This is a genomic window from Thioclava sp. GXIMD2076 (genome assembly GCF_037949795.1).
GTDB classification, from domain to species: domain Bacteria; phylum Pseudomonadota; class Alphaproteobacteria; order Rhodobacterales; family Rhodobacteraceae; genus Thioclava; species Thioclava kandeliae.
On sequence record NZ_CP149932.1, the window covers coordinates 2,171,467 to 2,188,283 of the forward strand.

A 16,817-nucleotide genomic window follows, 5' to 3' on the forward strand; every position below is an offset into this window, starting at 1 on the left:
CTGAGCGTGAGAATTTTTGGAACCGGACCAGAGCGTTCCGGCTTGTCTCCTCAAGGAAATGGAGCGCCACCGCGCGTGACGCCGAGACGAAGGAGGCTGCCATGAAATGGGCACATGTCGAAGAAAACTGGACCGCGTTCAACGAAGCGATCATCGACCGCTGGCCGGAGCTGACCGAAGAGGATCTCGAGGAGATCGACGGTGACCGGCGCGCCTTCATCGCGGCGATTGTCGAGGCCACGGGCGAGGAGCCCGAGGATGTGGTCGAGCAGCTGCGCGAATGGCTTGCGGGCGAGCTGCCCTCGGATGTCGTGATGGATCCCACCCATGACAACCAGTCCATGCGCAACTCGTCCAAATATGTCGGCGAAGGCGAGGACGAGTATGACCGTGACGAGAGTTTCGGTGATGACGAGGAAGAGGATGGCTCGGCCTGAGCCCCTCTTGACCATCCGCGCGCGGCCTGAGACAGAGGGCTGACACCCTTTAGGAGAGCCTCATGATCGCGCTAGATATCTTTGCCGACCCGGTCTGCCCTTTCTGCCTGATCGGCTACGAGCGGCTCAACCGTGCGTTGGCGGAGCGGCCCGATCATCCGTTCCGGCTGGCATGGCACCCCTTCCAGCTGAACCCCGCGATGCCGCGCGAGGGCATGAACCGCGCTGATTACCTGCAGGCCAAATTCGGTCAGGACGGCGCGGTCAGGATGCACCAGCAGCTACTGGATATCGCCGCGGCCGACAATCTGCCGCTCGACCCCCTGAAAGTGATCCGCCAGCCCAATACACTTGATGCGCTGCGTCTGGTCTATTGGGCGGGGCTCGAGGAACGTGGCACGGCAGTGATGTCGGGGCTGATGACCGCCCATTGGTATGAGGGGCGTGATATCGGCGATCTGCGGGAGCTGATAGAAATCGCCAAGAATGCGGGGCTCGATGCGGAGATGACGGCGCGGCTTCTGGCGAGCGATGCCGATCGCGATACCATCGCCACCCGTGACGCCCATGCGCGCGAACGCGGGATCACTGCGGTGCCGACCTTCATTGTCTCAAACACCCACGCCATTTCGGGCGCGCAACCCAAAGAGCTCTGGCTTCAGGTGATCGACGAGCTGTCGGGCGCACCGGATGGCACCGTTCTGAACTGAGCGTTTCAGTTCTCGCACATTTCCGTGTGGGCCTGTGCCTTTTTGCGCGGGCTTAAAGATGGACGACCTGAGGCTGCTTACTATAGTCAGCCTTAGAATATACCCCATTTATCGAGATATTCATGACTCATCTGGACCACAGCGTTGCCCAGACGGCCCGAACCCTGTCGCTGCGCGAGTTCACCGTCATGCTGGCTTCCCTGATCGCAACCGTCGCGTTTTCGATCGATGCGATGCTCCCTGCCCTCGGCGATATCGCCGCAGCCCTTACCCCCGAGGATGTCAACCGCGCACAACTCGTGCTGACCTCCTTCGTCTTCGGGATCGGTGCAGGCACGTTCTTCGTCGGGCCGATCTCGGATGCGTTCGGGCGCCGGATCACGATCGCGGGCGGGATTGTCGTCTACATCATCGGGGCACTGATCGCGGCCTCCGCGCAAACGCTGGAAGCGCTTCTGTTCGCGCGCTTCATCCAAGGGCTTGGTGCCGCCGCCCCGCGTCTGGTGCCGATGGCATTGGTGCGCGACATGTATGCGGGTCGAGAGATGGCGCAGGTCACCTCGATCATCATGATGATCTTCATCATCGTGCCCGCCCTCGCGCCCTCGATCGGTGCGGTGATCATCGCTTTCTCCGAATGGCGCGCGATCTTCTATGTCTTCTGCGTCTTCGGCCTGATCGGGGTCAGCTGGCTCTTCCTGCGCCAGCCCGAAACCCTGCCCCCCGAGCGTCGCCGCCCGCTGAAATTCAAGCCGCTTCTGGCCGGGGCTGTCGAAGTGATCTCCGACAGTCAGGTGCGCCTCTTCATCATCATCATGACGCTCGGTTTTGCGCAGATGTTCTCGGCGGTCAGTTCGGCCGAGCAGCTCTACAAGGCCTATGGCGTGACCGACCGCTTCCCGCTCTGGTTCGCGCTCGGCGCGCTGATGGCAGGCAGCTTCTCCTTCATCAACTCGCGCCTCGTCGTGCGTCTGGGGATGCGCCGCATCGTGTCGGTGGCTTACCGGGTCCAGGTGGTGATCTCGCTCGTCATGCTGGGGCTCGAGCTTTCCGGCATGCCACAATCGGGTTGGGGCTTTGCGGTGTTCTTCCTCTATTTCGTGTCGGTTTTCGCGATGGCGGGGATTACCTTCGGCAATCTCAACGCGCTGGCTATGCAGAATATGGGCCATCTGGCGGGCATGGCGGCCTCGGTCATCACCGCGCTCTCGACGCTCGGATCAGTGCTGATTGCGGCACCTGTCGGGCTGGCCTTCAACGGCACCGTGATGCCGCTGGTGATTGCGACCTGTCTGTGCTCGGGGCTGGCCGCGATTCTCATGACACGGACCAACAACGACGTGTAAATAAATGAGAAGCCGGGGAAACCCCCGGCTTTCTTATTTCTTCGCCTTCTCGGCCTCGCGCACCTTGGCTGCCAGATCGCGGGCAATTGCAAATGTGCCTTTGATCTTGTCGGCGTCATTGGTCCAGTCGCGGCGGATCATCAGCTTGTTGTCGCGCAGCTTCGCCAAATCACGTTCCGTCGTAAGATAATCGACCAAGCCTGCGGGATTGGGGAACTTATCGTTATGGAACTGGATCGTGACGCCTTTCGGTCCGGCATCCAGCTTGCCGATATGGGCCCGTTTGCACATGCCCTTGATGCGGATCACCAGCAGGAGCGTATTCACCTCCTTGGGGAGCGGCCCAAACCGGTCGATCAGCTCGGCGGCAAAGCCTTCCATCTCGACCTTGGTCACCACTTGGCTCAACCGGCGGTAAAGACCCAGACGCACATCCAGATCGGGGATATAGCTCTCGGGGATCGTCACCGGAACGCCGATATTGATATTGGGCGACCATTCGCCATCGGACACATCCTCGCCCAGCTCGCCCGATTTCAGCTTCGAGATCGTTTCCTCGAGCATGGACTGGTAAAGCTCATAGCCCACTTCCTTGATATGGCCGGATTGCTCTTCACCCAAGATGTTGCCTGCGCCCCGCAAGTCCAGATCCTGACTTGCAAGATTGAACCCTGCGCCAAGGCTGTCGAGCGAGCCCAGTAGCCGCAGCCGTCTGGTCGCCTGCGGTGTCAGCGGCATGCGCGGCTTGGTCGTCAGATAGCAATAGGCCCTCATCTTGGACCGCCCGACCCGCCCGCGGATCTGGTAGAGCTGGCTCAGGCCGAACATATCGGCGCGGTGGATGACCATCGTATTGGCAGTCGGGATATCGAGGCCCGATTCAACGATCGTTGTGGCCAGCAAGACATCATATTTACCGTCATAAAAGGCATTCATCCGCTCGTCGAGTTCACCCGCCGCCAGTTGCCCATGCGCGGTGATGAAGGTCACCTCGGGCACCTCGTTGCGCAGGAAGTCTTCTATCGCGGCCAGATCGGTGATGCGCGGCACGACATAGAAGCTTTGCCCGCCACGGAAACGCTCGCGCAGCAGTGCCTCGCGGATGGTCACCGTATCGAATTCCGAGACATAGGTGCGGATTGCCAGACGGTCCACCGGCGGTGTTCCGATGACCGATAGATCCCTGACTCCGGTCAGCGAAAGTTGCAGGGTGCGCGGGATCGGGGTTGCCGTCAGCGTAAGCACATGGATATCCGAGCGCATCTCTTTGAGGCGCTCCTTATGCTGAACGCCAAAATGTTGTTCTTCGTCAATGACGAGGAGGCCAAGGTTCATGAACTTCACCGCCTTGGCCAGCACCGCATGGGTGCCGATGACGATATCGACCGATCCATCCGCCAGCCCTGCGCGCGTGGCTGCAGCCTCCTTGGCCGAGACAAAGCGCGACAGGGGCCGGACATTGATTGCCGTGCCGCGGAACCGTTCGGCAAAGGTCTTGTAGTGCTGGCGGGCCAGCAGCGTTGTGGGTGCGATGATCGCCACCTGCACGCCCGCACTGGCCGCGATAAAGGCGGCGCGCATCGCCACTTCGGTCTTGCCAAAGCCCACATCGCCCACCACCAACCGGTCCATCGGTGTGCCGGATTTCAGGTCGTTCACAACATCCTCGATGGCCGCTAACTGGTCATCGGTCTCGCTATAGGGGAAGCGCGCGGCGAAGGCTTCCCATTCGTGATGCGGCACCTCGAGAATGGAGGCCTTGCGCAGATAGCGCTCCGCCGCGATCCGCATCAGCTTGTCGGCAATCTCGCGGATACGCTCTTTCAGCCGCGCTTTCTTGGCCTGCCATGCGCCGCCACCGAGCTTGTCGAGGAGACCGTCCTCATGCCCGAACCGGCTGAGCAGCTCGATATTGACCACCGGAAGGAACAGCCTGTCGCCACCGGCATATTCCAAAAGCACACAATCCAAAGGCGCGCCCAGGGCAGAAACCGTCTCGAGCCCCTTATAACGCCCGACCCCATGATCCACATGGACCACCAGATCCCCTTGAGACAGCGATTGAGCTTCGGTCAGGAAGTTCTCGGCTTTACGTTTCTTTTTAGGTTTTCGGATCAGCCGGTCGCCCAGGACGTCCTGTTCGGAGATCACGGTCAGCGCCGGATCATCGCCCTTGGGCGGCGCCTCGAATCCCTGATCCAGCGTCCAGACCGTCAGGTTGACCCCGGGACCGATCTGGCGCGCATCGGTGATTAGCCGTGCAATCTGGAGACCCTCATCCTCCATCAGCCCCTGCAGGCGTTCGCGCGCGCCTTCGGACCACGAGGCAATCACCACCGGCCCGAATTTCAGTCGTGCTTGAATATGGTCTCGCAAGGTCCCGAAAAGGCTCACTTCTTCCTGTTGACGCTCTGGCGCGAAGCTGCGCCCGATCCGCGCTTCCGCATCCAGAATGCCGGGGCCAGGCGGTGCCGACAGCACCTGAAACGCAATCACGCGCCGGTCTTTCAGCGCCTCTTGCCATGCTGCATCATCCAGATAGAGAAGTTTGGGCGCGGCCGGTTTATAGACGCTATCCACCCGATCGCGCCGCGTCATCGCCTCGCGGCGGGTGTCATACTGGTCCGAGATCTGCTCCCAGCGGGTGTCGCGCAACACCGTAGTCTGGTCGTCCAGCATGACCGAAGCCTCTGGAAGATAGTCGAAAATCGTCTCGAGCCTCTCGTGGAAAAAGCCCAGCCAATGCTCCATTCCGGCATGTTTGCGCCCTGCCGAGACCGCCTCGTAAAGCGGATCCTCCGCGCCGCCCGCGCCAAATTCGATCCGGTAATTCTGGCGGAAACGGGTGATGGAAGGCTCGTCGAGGATCACTTCCGATACTGGCGCCAGTTCGATCCGGGTCAACTTCTCGGTCGTGCGCTGGGTGGCCGGATCAAACCGGCGCGCCCCATCGAGCACATCACCCCACAGATCCAACCGTACCGGACCGCCTTCACCGGGTGGATAGATGTCGATGATACCGCCACGAACGGCGAATTCTCCCGCCTCCGAAACCGTCGGCACCGGCGAGAACCCCATCCGCGTCAGAAAGCCACGCAGGGCCTCGTCCTTGAGCTGCCCACCCACCTTGGCGGTAAAGGAGTTCTCGGCAAGCACCTGACGTGCAGGAATTTTCTGCATGGCAGCCGAAATTGTCGTCAGCAGCACGAAGGGTCCCGGAACTCCCGTTTGCAGGGCCGCGAGCGTGGCCATCCGCGCCGCGGAAATCTCGGGATTGGGCGAGACGCGATCATAGGGCAGACAGTCCCACGCCGGAAAACTCAACACGGTGACATGGGGGGCAAAGAAGCCGAGCGCGAGCCGCATCGCTTCGAGCCTGCGGTCATCGCGTGCCACATGCACGACGCTCTGACCCCGTTCCAGCTCGCGCAGAAGCAATCTGGCGTCATAGCCCTCGGGGGCGCCGGAAAGAACGAAATGCGTCATCTTGTGCAGCCTTTGTCTGTTGCGCGCCGTGCGCGCCGGTCGGGGGTTAGATAGGGGCCGTGCTCACCAAAGTCGAATGCTGTGATGGAGAAGATTGATCAGCATTCCCCAGATGGCGGTGAGAAAAATAGAGGCCATTCCAAGCAATTGCACACGGAAGCGGATGCGATGCAGCAAATCGGCGATCTGCCCTGCCTCCGCGCGCGTTGCCAGTGCGGCAAGGGTGGCGGCATTACGCATCGCCATGATCATCACAACGCTCAATGGCACCACCAAAAACAGGCAGGCCTGCGCGAGCTCGGCCCCGTAATAGAACCCGCTGAACACAAGAAAACTCGTCAGACACCACCAGAGCGCCGTAAGCGCCGTGCGCGCGCGGCCAAAACGCAGCAGGCGACGCGCGTTCACGCCGCCAAGCGCCACGAGATCGGGTGCCAGGCTGGTGTCGCGCCGATATTGCGTAACCAGATCATAGGGCACGCCCATGATGAAATGCGAGGCGGTAGACCACGCGACAGCAAGGATCACCCAATACCAAATACTGGAAAATGACCGCATATCGATCAGCGAAAAGAGCGTCTGGCTAAGGTCCACTTTTGTCTTCTTTTTACTGGCTCGCGTGGATGTGTCCTTTTCCTAGCCGATTCAACGCATAGAGGGAAGCATCCATGGACCCAAAAGGCTTGAGTTTCTGGCGTCTGCATGGCACGTCAGCGACAGTAATGGAGACTTATGATGACACCTCTTTTCCCCTCCTTCCCGCATAACCGCATGCGCAGACTGCGCCGCACGGCTGCGCTGCGCGATCTGGTGCAAGAAAACCGCCTGAGCGTCAAAGACCTCATCTGGCCGATTTTCATTACCGATGTCGAAGGGGCGGATGTCGAGGTGCCCTCCATGCCCGGTGTCTTCCGCAAGACCGTCGAGGGGGCTGTGCGCGCCGCCGAGGAAGCCGCCCAGCTGGGCATTCCGGCGCTCTGTCTCTTTCCCTATACCGATCCTTCGGTGAAGACCGAGACCTGCGAAGAGGCGTGGAACCCCGAGAATATCACCAACCGCGTGATCCGCGAGATCAAGAAGCGCGTCCCCGAGATCGCGATCATGACCGATATCGCGCTCGATCCCTATAATTCGCTCGGCCATGACGGGCTGGTGAAAGACGGGATCATCCTCAACGACGAAACCGTTGAGGCGCTTGTGAAAATGGCTCTTGCGCAGGCCGAGGCCGGGGCTGATATCCTCGGGCCTTCGGATATGATGGATGGCCGTATCGCCGCGATGCGCAAGGCGATCGAGGATGCGGGCTATGGCCGCGATGTCTCGATCCTGAGCTATTCGGCGAAATTCGCCAGCGTCTATTACAGCCCCTTCCGCGACGCGGTTGGTGCCTCCGGCGCGCTCAAGGGCGACAAGAAAACCTATCAGATGAATCCGGCAAACTCCGATGAGGCGCTGCGACTGGTCGCCCGCGATCTGGCCGAAGGCGCCGATATGGTGATGGTCAAGCCGGGGCAGCCCTATCTTGATGTCTGCCGCCGTGTGAAAGACGAGTTCGGTGTGCCGACCTTCGCCTATCAGGTTTCGGGCGAATACGCGATGGCGATGGCTGCAATCCGCAATGGCTGGCTCGATCATGACAAAGTGATGCTTGAAAGCCTGATCGGGTTCAAACGTGCGGGATGTGACGGGGTGCTGACCTATTTCGCACCGGCGGCTGCCCGCGCATTGGCCAATGGCGGCTGAACAAGCCTCTGGATATAGGCTGGTTTCATCCGATGGGAAGTGACAGGGTCAAATTTTCGGGCTACTCTTTCAGGGAACCAAGGGCATGTCCCATCAAGACGGGCGGTCAAGCCCGATGCAAAATCGAGCGAGAGGCAGTGAGATGATTTCCAGACGTAACCTTCTGGCAATGGGCGGCGCCGCCTGCGGGCTGGCGGCCTGTGGCAATGGTGTGGGCTCCAATGCAGGGCCCCAGATCGATGCGCGCGTCGATGCAACGCGGAACTTCCTGATCAGCCGCTACCCCGGCACGCAGGAGCTGATGGATAAGGCGGTCGGCGTGCTCTATATGCCGCTGGTGACCGAAGCCGGTTTCGGTATAGGTGGCGCCTACGGGCGCGGTGCGCTGCGCATCAACGGCGTAACCGTGGATTATTACGCGATCACCTCGGCCTCCGTGGGTTTCCAGATCGGCGCGCAGCAATATGCCCATGCGCTGTTCTTCATGACCCCCGAGGCGCTTTCGGGGTTCCGTCGCGCCGATGGCTGGCAGATTGGCGCGGATGCGAAATATGCACTTCCCGATCGTGGCGGCTCGCTGGGCACCGATACCACGACCTCGCGCGCACCTGTGATCGCGCTGGTCTTCGGTCAGGCAGGTCTGATCGCGGGGGCCTCGCTGGCCGGTGCAAAATACACCCGCATCATCCCGTAAAATCCATATATTCCAAAAGAAAAGCACGCGATTTTCGCGTGCTTTTTTAATGTCCGGTCGTAGCTGTCTGATCAGCTTCCCAGAATGACCTTCACATAGTTCATGGTCTCCTGATAGGGCGGAATACCGTTATATTTGGCCACCGCCTCCGGACCCGCATTATAAGCCGCCAGAGCATGGCGCCAGTTGCCGAAGCGATCATACATCATGCGCAGATAGCGCGCACCGCCATCAAGGTTTTCCTCCGGATCGGCAATATCGACCCCCAGTTTGGCTGCTGTTGCAGGCATCAACTGGGCCAGACCACGCGCGCCGGCATGGGAGACGGCATTGGGATTCCAGCCGCTTTCCTGCTGGATCAGGCGTAGGAACAGATCCGTCGGAATGCCATTTTTCTGGGCGGCCTGCTGCGCGGCAGACATATATTTGCCGCGATATTTTCCGCTATAGCTCGGGATCAGAGCGGCGGCGACGGTCTTGCCATCGGGGCGCAGACGCGAGCTATGGGCATATTGTCCCGCCGCCCGCTTGTCGAGAATGCTGGTCTGGTTCCTGAACAGCTGGACGCGGTTCGAACTCGATGCTCCATTCAGCCGAAGCCCTTCGGCAGAGGCGCTGGAAACGGGCGCTATGGCCGCACAGGCGGTGAGCGCAAGGATCGCTGCGACGGTCCCTTTTCGTATCATCATCTGTCCCCGGATTTTTTGCTTAGGCAGGACTATACCCATCACGGGGCAGATGAAAACCCTTTCTGTGTGCCGCAAGGGAAAGAGGGCCGCTTTCCGAATTCACCGCGCCCGCGTCGGTTTCCTGCTTTGCATGCGGGCGCGGTCTGTTATACCCAGCCGAACCAATTTGAATCACGCGGCATGCAGCGCATGTCGGTCAGCCAGCGGAGGTTTTTTGATGGCAGGATCGGTCAACAAGGTCATTATCGTGGGTAACCTCGGCCGTGACCCCGAGGTGCGCAGCTTCTCGAATGGCGGGAAAGTGTGCAACCTGCGGATCGCGACCTCGGAAAACTGGCGCGACCGCGCGACAGGCGAGCGCAAGGAACGCACCGAGTGGCATTCGGTCGCGATTTTCAGCGAACCGCTGGCCAAAATCGCCGAGCAATATCTGCGCAAGGGGTCCAAGGTCTATATCGAGGGCCAGCTGGAAACCCGCAAATGGCAGGACCAGTCCGGTCAGGACCGCTATTCGACCGAGGTCGTGCTGCGCCCCTATCGTGGCGAGCTGACACTGCTGGATGGCCGCAATGATGGCGGTCAGGGTGGCGGTTATGGCGGCGGCCAGAGCGGTGGCGGCTATGGTGGCCCCTCCTCGGGTGGCTATGACGATGGCCCGTCCTCGGGCGGTTATGGTGGCCCCTCGCAGGGCGGCGGCGGCTCCAGCCGTCCCGATTTCGACGACGAGATCCCGTTCTGAGATCCCCATTCCGGGGCTGAATCCCGAATACTCTCCCTACCGTTCAACCGGCAGGGAGACACCCGCCCCATTCCCTCCGGTTGAGGCGCAATCCAGGCCCTGAGACGCCCCATCAAATGCCGCTTCGGCGGGAGTTCCGGAGCGCAAGTATCCAAGATCCCTTGCCTCTTTTTGGGTCGCGTTGGAGGACTGCTTATGAAAATCGCGGTTTCGCAATGGCAATGCGGCGTGGAAGACAGGCTCTCGCGGATCGCGCGGGATGCCAGACAGGCGTCCCTTTCGGGATGTGATCTCCTTCTTCTCCCCGAGCTTGCCCTTCCCGGCTATAACCGTCCCGATGGCCACAGAGAGCAGGCCCAGCCCCTGAACGGGATCTGGGCCACCTATGTCGCAGAACAGGCCCGAAACAACAGGATTGCCATTGTTTACGGCTGGGCCGAGCGCGGCACGGACGGGATCTACAATTCTGCCTCCGTGATTGCGCCGGATGGCACGCGCCTCGCCCATTACCGCAAGATCCAGCTTTTCGGCGCGATGGAGCAGGCAAACTTCTCTCATGGGCAACAGGCACCGGTCGTCTTCCGCTATCGGGGTCGGAATTTCGGTCTTCTCATCTGTTACGATATAGAATTCCCCGAACATGCGCGTGCGCTTGCGCGGCAGGGCACGGAGATACTCCTGGTGCCGACGGCCAATCCGATAGGCTATGCGCATGTGCCCGATCTTCTGGTCCCTGCCCGCGCCTATGAAAACCGTATGGTCGTGGCCTATGCCAATTACAGCGGCGAGGAGCATGGTCTGTGCTTTGGCGGGCTTTCTATCATCTGCAGCCCCGATGGACAGCCGGTTGCGAAAGCCGGTCTTGGCGATGCATTGCTGATCGCCGAGATCGGCGATAACCTCTTTGAAGGAGAATATCTGTCCACCCAGATCGCGGATCTGCGCGGAGGGCAGGCAAGGTGATTGCCGGGATACGTCTTTTCGGGGATGCGGAACATGTGGGCTTGGCGATCTAGCCATTGGTTGAACTCGGCATCTTCGGTGGGGTTCACGGGGAGAGATCCGGGCATTGATCCCGCTTCGGGCGAAGTATGGCGTGACTGTGTTTCTACGCTCTGGTTTCAGACCGACCGTGGCGCCTGACAGATTGATCTGCCTTCGCGGGTCGCGGGGCTGGTCGAGTTTGCGACTGCCGCCGCTCCCACAGCCTTCGGCTGGCGGCTTCGCTCACAGGTCTTCGAGGGCGCCTGTGGCGTGGTGGCCGAACTGGGCGGGATGCGCTTTACGGTCTCCTCGCGCACTTTCTACCATTATCTGGACCTCATGGGGTGCGAAAGCGCCCCCTGCCCGAACCCGCTGACTCCGGCGGCAGGTTCGACCGTGATCGAGCTTGAAGGCGAGACGCTTTATGCTGCGGTGCTCAGCAACTGCCAGACCCATCTTCTGACCACCGCGATCGAGGTCGAGGAGAGCCTCTTTGACCAGAAGCTATGGATGGCGCTCGACCGCACCCGCTATATGCAGGCGGCCAAGACCTTCGTGATGGTGGACCGTCCCTTCTGGAACGATACAGATGCGACGGGCAGGCCCGTCATGTCGATGACCCTGACCGACCGTCATACCCGTGGCACCTATTTCTTCGATAACGGGCCGGATAAGCCCGCCGTAATCTGCCTGAGCTATTCGTGGATGACCGACGCGCTGAAGGTGCTGCCGCTTCCGGCCGAAAAACGGGTGGATCTGGCGCTGAAGGCGTTGGCCAAGATCTATCCCGATGTCGATATCGCCTCCCATATCCGCGGCGCGCCGATCTGCGTCAGCTGGGAGGCGGACGAGAACTTCCTCGGCGCTTTCAAGGGCGCTTTGCCCGGTCATTACCGCTATAACCACCGCATCTATGGCCATTTCATGCAGGAGCATATGCCCGAAGCCTAACGCGGGCTGTTTCTGGCCGGCGACGGTGTCAGCTGGACGCCCGATAGCCCCGGACCGGCGGAAATTCTATCCGCTCTATGGGCCCATACCCGTTGCGGAACAAGCGCCGCCAGTCATCGGAGTGAGCTATGACAGATGAGTTTTTGTCATGGGGTGCCACGGCTAAACCGCATTCCAGTCAGGTTGAACATCTGCCAAGCTCGTGCGCAGGGCCAAAGACCCCGGTTGCAAAAGGCCGGATCATCTAACCAAGAGAGAGAAGGACATCCCATAACATCCCCGCTCGCAACCGCCCTTGGCCCGAGCATCGCCTTGGCTGGCATGGGCCGCGCCGAGACCCGGGATAGACCGGTGGCCTATCCCGGGATATCTCATCAGACCCAGAATGGCGTCAGCTTTGCCGAGGATGTGCCCCCCGCATCGGCGGCGTTCCCTCGATCAATATTCATGCCAAGGGCTCGCTCTTCAAAGACGACGGGATCAAACCTGCGGTGCAACCGGTCGAGCCACGGATCGGTGGGCGTCTCCTCTCGATCCATACCGAAGACGTGAAATGCCGCGCCCGTAACATGACCACTGCGCGGGTGCTCGATATGGCCCGGACCTGCGGCTGCGACAAGGCCGAAGAGCTGTCGGGCGGCCTCGAGATCGGCCGTCCGTCGCGGAAGAAGGGCTATGGAGGCCGATCCGCTACTCTCTTCCGCCCGATGCGTGCTCTTGCAGACCGGAGCGTTTTCGCGGCAAGGAGGAGCCAGAGTTTCCCTGAGCTCGACCATGCCCCGGCCCGGGGCAGAAGCAGGAGAGCAGCTTGATACGACGGGGTCTCGACCTGCTCTATTCGACCGCCACTGCCGGTGTCCCTGTCGCTCTGATCGCCATCTTATGTCTGATCGTTGCGCAGATGGTCTGCCTCTGGCTGGGGCCGGTGTTTTTGCGATCCGCACAATATGCGGGTCATGCCATGGCGGCCGCCTCGCGGATGGCGCTGGCAGATATGTTCTGGCGAACCGTGCATGTCCGCGTCATCAAGGGGATCAGGACATACCGTCCGCTGCGCCGCAGCTCCGAGATCCGGGTCTCTGCGATGACCGTAGTCTTGGCGCTGTTCTTTGCAGGATATGCGATCCAGGCGCCGCTTTCGAGCCACAATATCCACGACATCTCGCAGGGGCAGGACCGCGCGCCGCTCGGGATCTTGAAGATTGCAATGGTGGCGGGCGCGCCCATTCTGTCGGCGGCGATGCTGGGCACGGTCGGCAGGAGGTCTCCATGCGCGAAACCTCGGCCCTCGGCCCTGCGGTTCCCCGCCATCGCCCCGATCCCGATGGGTGCCGGCTTCCTGACGCTTGCGATGGGCTTTACCGGCGCGCCCGAGGCACTGGCGCAGATTACGGCATTGGAGGGGGGCATCCTCTTGCTGCAAGGGTGGACGCAGTATGGTCCGGGCTATATTGCCTGCACGAGGCATCCGATATGTGCCATCATGATCGCGATCCTCGCCAGTCTCGCGCTCTTGCCCGAGCACGGCACATCGCGACCCACTCTTAGAAAGGGCGAGCCATGATCCTTCTTACTTGGTTGGGCCGACATGCGCGGGCCCTGCTCTTTACGGGGTTCTGTGTCATCCCGTTCCTGCCCGTCTCGCCCGAGGCCCTGCGGCCTGTGCTGGCGCCTCTGGTCATCTCGGTTACGGCGCTCGGTATCATGCGCCAGCCCTTTACCCGCGTCGAGATTGCGCGGGTCTTCGGGTGGATGGCGGTGCTGCGCGGCGTGCTGTTTCTGGCGGCAAGCCAGCTGGGGTTGGCGCTGCTCTTCCGGCTCACGGGGCTGTGGGTGGCGTGGCCGTTGGCCATCGCCCTGCCGGTTGCGGCCTTCTGCGCTGCCCCGCCGCTCAGTTCCGCGCCGAACCTCGCGCTGATGCTGCGCTACGACTTTCCGCAGGCATTGCGGATCACGCTGCTGGGTACGCTTCTGGCTCCGCTCACCATGCCGCTCAGCCTCTGGCTTTCGGGGCTCGACTTTACCGGCTCCATCAGCGAGGTCGCCCTGCGTCTTCTGGGAATGCTGGCCGGTGGCATCGCGCTTGGCGCCGCCCTTCAGGCATGGCTCGGCATGGAACGCATCCGGCGGGGAGCAGATGCGCTCAACGGGATTGCCGCGCTGTTTATGTTGGCCTTCCTGATCCCGCTGATCGGCGGGATGGCGCATCTGGTCGCGCAGGACCCTGCGCGTGCCGCGATCTATCTGGCGCTGGCATTGATCCTGAATATCGGCGGCAATCTGGCGCTGCGCTGGGTCGCAGGACAGCTGAGCGGCGGGGGCCGCGCGCTTGGTCTGGTCTTTGGCAACCGCAATACGGGACTGGTTCTGGCGGCCCTGCCCTTCGACCCGCATCTGGCGCTTTTTGTGGCCGCGATGCAGGCCCCGATCTATCTGGGACCGGCAGTCTTTTCCCATTTCGAACGCAGGCCGACGCCCGGCGAGATCTCGGAGGTCTCCTGAGCCTCGATACCCGTTTCCACGGATCATAGAAGGATGCGGGCAATCCCCGAAGCCACCATCTGCCCGCTGGCGCAAAGGTGGTGGGGGCTGCGGTTGCTCGCGACGATTGGTCGGGCAATCGCGTGGCTAGAGCGTCACCCAGGTTGCATCCTGCGCGGAAGAGGTGACGCAGGCGGTAATGAAGCGCATCCCTGCGAGCCCTTCCTCGAGCCCGGGGAGCAGCCCGAGATCGCGGCTGCCATGGCGCGCGGCGCGGATCGCGGTGGCGGCTTCCGTATAGAGATTGGCAAATCCCTCGAGATAGCCTTCGGGATGGCCGCCCGGCACGCGGCTGATCGCCCGTGCCGCAGCGGTGGCACCGGCGCCGCCCCGCGTCAGCAGACGCTTGGGCTGGCCGTAGGGGGTGAACCAGAGCCGGTCAGGCTCTTCCTGCGACCAGTCGAGCCCGCCCGCATCGCCATAGATCTTCAGGCTTAATCCGTTCTCGTGGCCAACCGCCACCTGACTGCACCAGAGCATCCCCCGCACCCCACCCGCAAACCGCAGCAGGACATGGCCGTTATCATCCACCGCCCGTCCGGGCACGAAAGCCTGCAGGTCAGCGGCGAGCCGCTCTACCGGCAGACCGGAAACGAAACAGGCGAGGTTATGGGCGTGGGTGCCGATATCGCCGACTGCCCCACCAAGCCCTGCACGGGCCGGATCTCCGCGCCACTCGGCCTGTTTGCCGTGCCCCGCTTGGGCCAGCCAGTCCTGCGCGTAATGCACCTGCACGACCCGCAGCGCCCCCAATTCTCCGGCCGCGATCATCTCCCTTGCCTGCCGGATCATCGGATAGGCGGTGTAGTTATGGGTCAGGATGAACAGGGCGTCCGAGCCACGCACGGCCCGCTCGAGCGTCTGCGCCTGTTCTATCGTCGCAGTCAGCGGCTTGTCGCAGATGACATGGATGCCACGTTCCAGAAAGGCCGCTGCGGCGGGGCCATGTACATGGTTCGGCGTGACGATCGCTACCGCCTCGATCCCGTCCTCGCGCGCGGCCTCTGCCTCGGCCATCTCGGCAAAAGAGCCATAGCAGCGGTCGCCTGCGAGCCCTAGCGCCCGACCGCTGGCGCGCGATTTCTCGGGGGTAGAGGAAAGTGCACCGGCCACCAGATCGAACTGCCCGTCAAGCCATGCCGCATGGCGGTGCACCCGACCGATATTGGCATCGATCCCGCCGCCAATCATTCCCAGCCTGATCCGCTCCATCACGCAAGCCCCAGCATCTTGGCATTGGCGCCATCAACAAGCCCCGCCGCTGCGAAATCGTCGAATGCGCGTTCGGTCACGCGGATAATATGGTCTTTCACGAATTGCGCTCCCTCGCGCGCCCCATCCTCGGGATGTTTCAGGCAGCATTCCCATTCGACCACGGCCCAGCCCTCGAAATCCATCGCGGCCAGTCGCGAGAAGATGCCCCCGAAATCCACCTGCCCGTCGCCCGGACTGCGGAAACGGCCCGCGCGGTCGAGCCAGGACTGGAAGCCGCCATAGATACCTTGACGGCCGGTCGGGTTGAATTCGGCATCCTTGATATGGACCATGCGGATCCGGTCGCGATAGATATCCAGATATTGTAGATAATCGAGACATTGCAGCACGAAATGCGAGGGATCATAGAGCAGGCAGGCGCGCTTATGCCCGCCCACACGCTCGAGAAACATCTCGTAGCTGGCCCCGTCATGAAGGTCCTCGCCCGGATGGATCTCGTAGCAGACATCCACGCCACACTCCTCGGCATGATCGAGGATGGGACGCCAGCGTGCGGCCAGCTCATCGAAGGCGCGCTCGATCAGTCCCGCGGGACGTTGCGGCCACGGATAGAGATAGGGCCATGCCAGCGCCCCCGAAAAAGTGGCCATCGCTGTCAGCCCGAGATGTCTCGAGGCGGTCAGGGTTTTCATCACCTGATCGACGGCCCATGCCTGACGCGCGCGGGAATTGCCGCGCAGCGGCACCGGCGCAAAACCGTCAAAGGCCAGATCATAGGCTGGATGCACCGCCACCAGCTGGCCCTGGATATGCGCGGACAGTTCGGTGACTGTCACGCCATTTTCCTCGGCCTGTCCTTTCCAGTCGTCGCAATAGGTCCGGCTGGTTGCGGCAAGATCGAGATCGATCAGCCCCGCCTCGCCGCTGGGCACCTGCACGCCGTGATAGCCGGTCTGCGCAGCCCAGTTGGTGATGGCCGGCCAGTCGTTGAAGGGCGCATGCGACCCTACGAATTGTGCCAGAAAGAGGCCGGGCCCCTTGATCGTTTTCATGACTTCCGTCTCCTGTTCGGGGGCAGGCCCTGGCCGCGTTCCAGAACCGTCAGGATGCCCCTGATCGCAGGCGCCGTGAACCTTGCTCGAGCATGCCGGCCGGCACCTGATGCGGGTCCCCGTATGGGACCATAAAGCGCAGCCCCGCGAGTGAAACAGAAAACCCGCCATTTGAAACGCGAGGTTATTTCATCTGCCGTCACAATTTTTCTCATTTGCGGTTCGAGGCT

16 protein-coding genes are annotated in these 16,817 nt (G+C 61.7%); 10 read left to right on the top strand and 6 right to left on the bottom strand.

The annotated features are described in order from the left end of the window. Nucleotides 1-101 precede the first annotated feature (101 nt). From WDB91_RS10715 to WDB91_RS10725, 3 genes are all read left to right on the top strand, one after another. On the top strand, nt 102-437 hold the full coding sequence (locus tag WDB91_RS10715) for a hypothetical protein (protein ID WP_339112554.1): 336 nt from the start codon (nt 102-104) through the stop codon (nt 435-437). Between the two features lie 62 nt (nt 438-499). Next, entirely contained in the window at nt 500-1,147 is a 648-nt protein-coding gene (locus WDB91_RS10720; protein ID WP_339112555.1) for a DsbA family oxidoreductase, read from the top strand. A 122-nt stretch (nt 1,148-1,269) separates the two neighbouring features. Next, nucleotides 1,270-2,493, top strand: a complete 1,224-nt coding sequence (locus WDB91_RS10725; RefSeq protein ID WP_339112556.1) for a multidrug effflux MFS transporter — start codon at nt 1,270-1,272, stop codon at nt 2,491-2,493. A gap of 33 nt (nt 2,494-2,526) precedes the next feature. Here the strand turns inward: WDB91_RS10725 and mfd are convergent, their stop codons facing one another. Both mfd and WDB91_RS10735 read right to left on the bottom strand, forming a co-directional pair. After that, nucleotides 2,527-5,979 carry a transcription-repair coupling factor gene (gene mfd / locus WDB91_RS10730; protein WP_339112557.1) on the bottom strand — a complete coding sequence of 1,151 codons (3,453 nt, stop codon included), beginning with the start codon at nt 5,977-5,979 and terminating at the stop codon, nt 2,527-2,529. Between the two features lie 63 nt (nt 5,980-6,042). Next, nucleotides 6,043-6,573, bottom strand: a complete 531-nt coding sequence (locus WDB91_RS10735; RefSeq protein WP_339112558.1) for a component of SufBCD complex — start codon at nt 6,571-6,573, stop codon at nt 6,043-6,045. Between the two features lie 141 nt (nt 6,574-6,714). Here WDB91_RS10735 and hemB point away from each other — a divergent pair, with 141 nt between their 5' ends. Both hemB and WDB91_RS10745 read left to right on the top strand, forming a co-directional pair. Then, on the top strand, nt 6,715-7,722 hold the full coding sequence (hemB, locus tag WDB91_RS10740; protein ID WP_339114506.1) for a porphobilinogen synthase: 1,008 nt from the start codon (nt 6,715-6,717) through the stop codon (nt 7,720-7,722). A 142-nt stretch (nt 7,723-7,864) separates the two neighbouring features. After that, on the top strand, nt 7,865-8,416 hold the full coding sequence (locus WDB91_RS10745) for a YSC84-related protein (RefSeq protein ID WP_339112559.1): 552 nt from the start codon (nt 7,865-7,867) through the stop codon (nt 8,414-8,416). Nucleotides 8,417-8,487: 71 nt separating this feature from the next. Here the strand turns inward: WDB91_RS10745 and WDB91_RS10750 are convergent, their stop codons facing one another. Then, the gene (locus tag WDB91_RS10750) at nt 8,488-9,105 is read right to left on the bottom strand and encodes a lytic transglycosylase domain-containing protein (RefSeq protein ID WP_339112560.1); all 618 of its coding nucleotides are present in this window, start codon (nt 9,103-9,105) and stop codon (nt 8,488-8,490) included. Between the two features lie 217 nt (nt 9,106-9,322). Here WDB91_RS10750 and ssb point away from each other — a divergent pair, with 217 nt between their 5' ends. From ssb to WDB91_RS10765, 3 genes are all read left to right on the top strand, one after another. After that, a complete protein-coding gene (gene ssb / locus WDB91_RS10755) occupies nt 9,323-9,844 on the top strand; it encodes a single-stranded DNA-binding protein (RefSeq protein ID WP_339112561.1) in 522 nt (173 codons plus the stop codon). A 195-nt stretch (nt 9,845-10,039) separates the two neighbouring features. Next, nucleotides 10,040-10,807, top strand: a complete 768-nt coding sequence (locus tag WDB91_RS10760; RefSeq protein WP_339112562.1) for a nitrilase-related carbon-nitrogen hydrolase — start codon at nt 10,040-10,042, stop codon at nt 10,805-10,807. A gap of 291 nt (nt 10,808-11,098) precedes the next feature. Then, nucleotides 11,099-11,779, top strand: coding sequence for an FAD-dependent oxidoreductase (locus WDB91_RS10765; RefSeq protein WP_339112563.1), 681 nt, complete (start codon nt 11,099-11,101; stop codon nt 11,777-11,779). A 374-nt stretch (nt 11,780-12,153) separates the two neighbouring features. Here the strand turns inward: WDB91_RS10765 and WDB91_RS10770 are convergent, their stop codons facing one another. Beyond that, nucleotides 12,154-12,555 (bottom strand): hypothetical protein, encoded by a 402-nt coding sequence (locus tag WDB91_RS10770; RefSeq protein WP_339112564.1) that lies wholly within the window; start codon nt 12,553-12,555, stop codon nt 12,154-12,156. Nucleotides 12,556-12,587: 32 nt separating this feature from the next. Between WDB91_RS10770 and WDB91_RS10775 the strand changes: the two genes are divergently transcribed. Both WDB91_RS10775 and WDB91_RS10780 read left to right on the top strand, forming a co-directional pair. Then, entirely contained in the window at nt 12,588-13,343 is a 756-nt protein-coding gene (locus WDB91_RS10775) for a hypothetical protein (protein ID WP_339112565.1), read from the top strand. Then, nucleotides 13,340-14,281 (top strand): hypothetical protein, encoded by a 942-nt coding sequence (locus WDB91_RS10780; RefSeq protein ID WP_339112566.1) that lies wholly within the window; start codon nt 13,340-13,342, stop codon nt 14,279-14,281. The genes WDB91_RS10775 and WDB91_RS10780 overlap by 4 nt, the downstream gene beginning before the upstream one ends. A gap of 126 nt (nt 14,282-14,407) precedes the next feature. On the opposite strand, the gene WDB91_RS10785 is transcribed toward WDB91_RS10780, so the two are convergent. Together WDB91_RS10785 and WDB91_RS10790 are read right to left on the bottom strand one after the other, a co-directional pair. Next, nucleotides 14,408-15,532: a Gfo/Idh/MocA family oxidoreductase gene (locus WDB91_RS10785; protein WP_339112567.1), complete on the bottom strand. Its 1,125-nt coding sequence runs from the start codon at nt 15,530-15,532 to the stop codon at nt 14,408-14,410. Further along, nucleotides 15,532-16,587, bottom strand: coding sequence for a sugar phosphate isomerase/epimerase (locus WDB91_RS10790; protein ID WP_339112568.1), 1,056 nt, complete (start codon nt 16,585-16,587; stop codon nt 15,532-15,534). The genes WDB91_RS10785 and WDB91_RS10790 overlap by 1 nt, the downstream gene beginning before the upstream one ends. Nucleotides 16,588-16,817 lie beyond the last annotated feature (230 nt).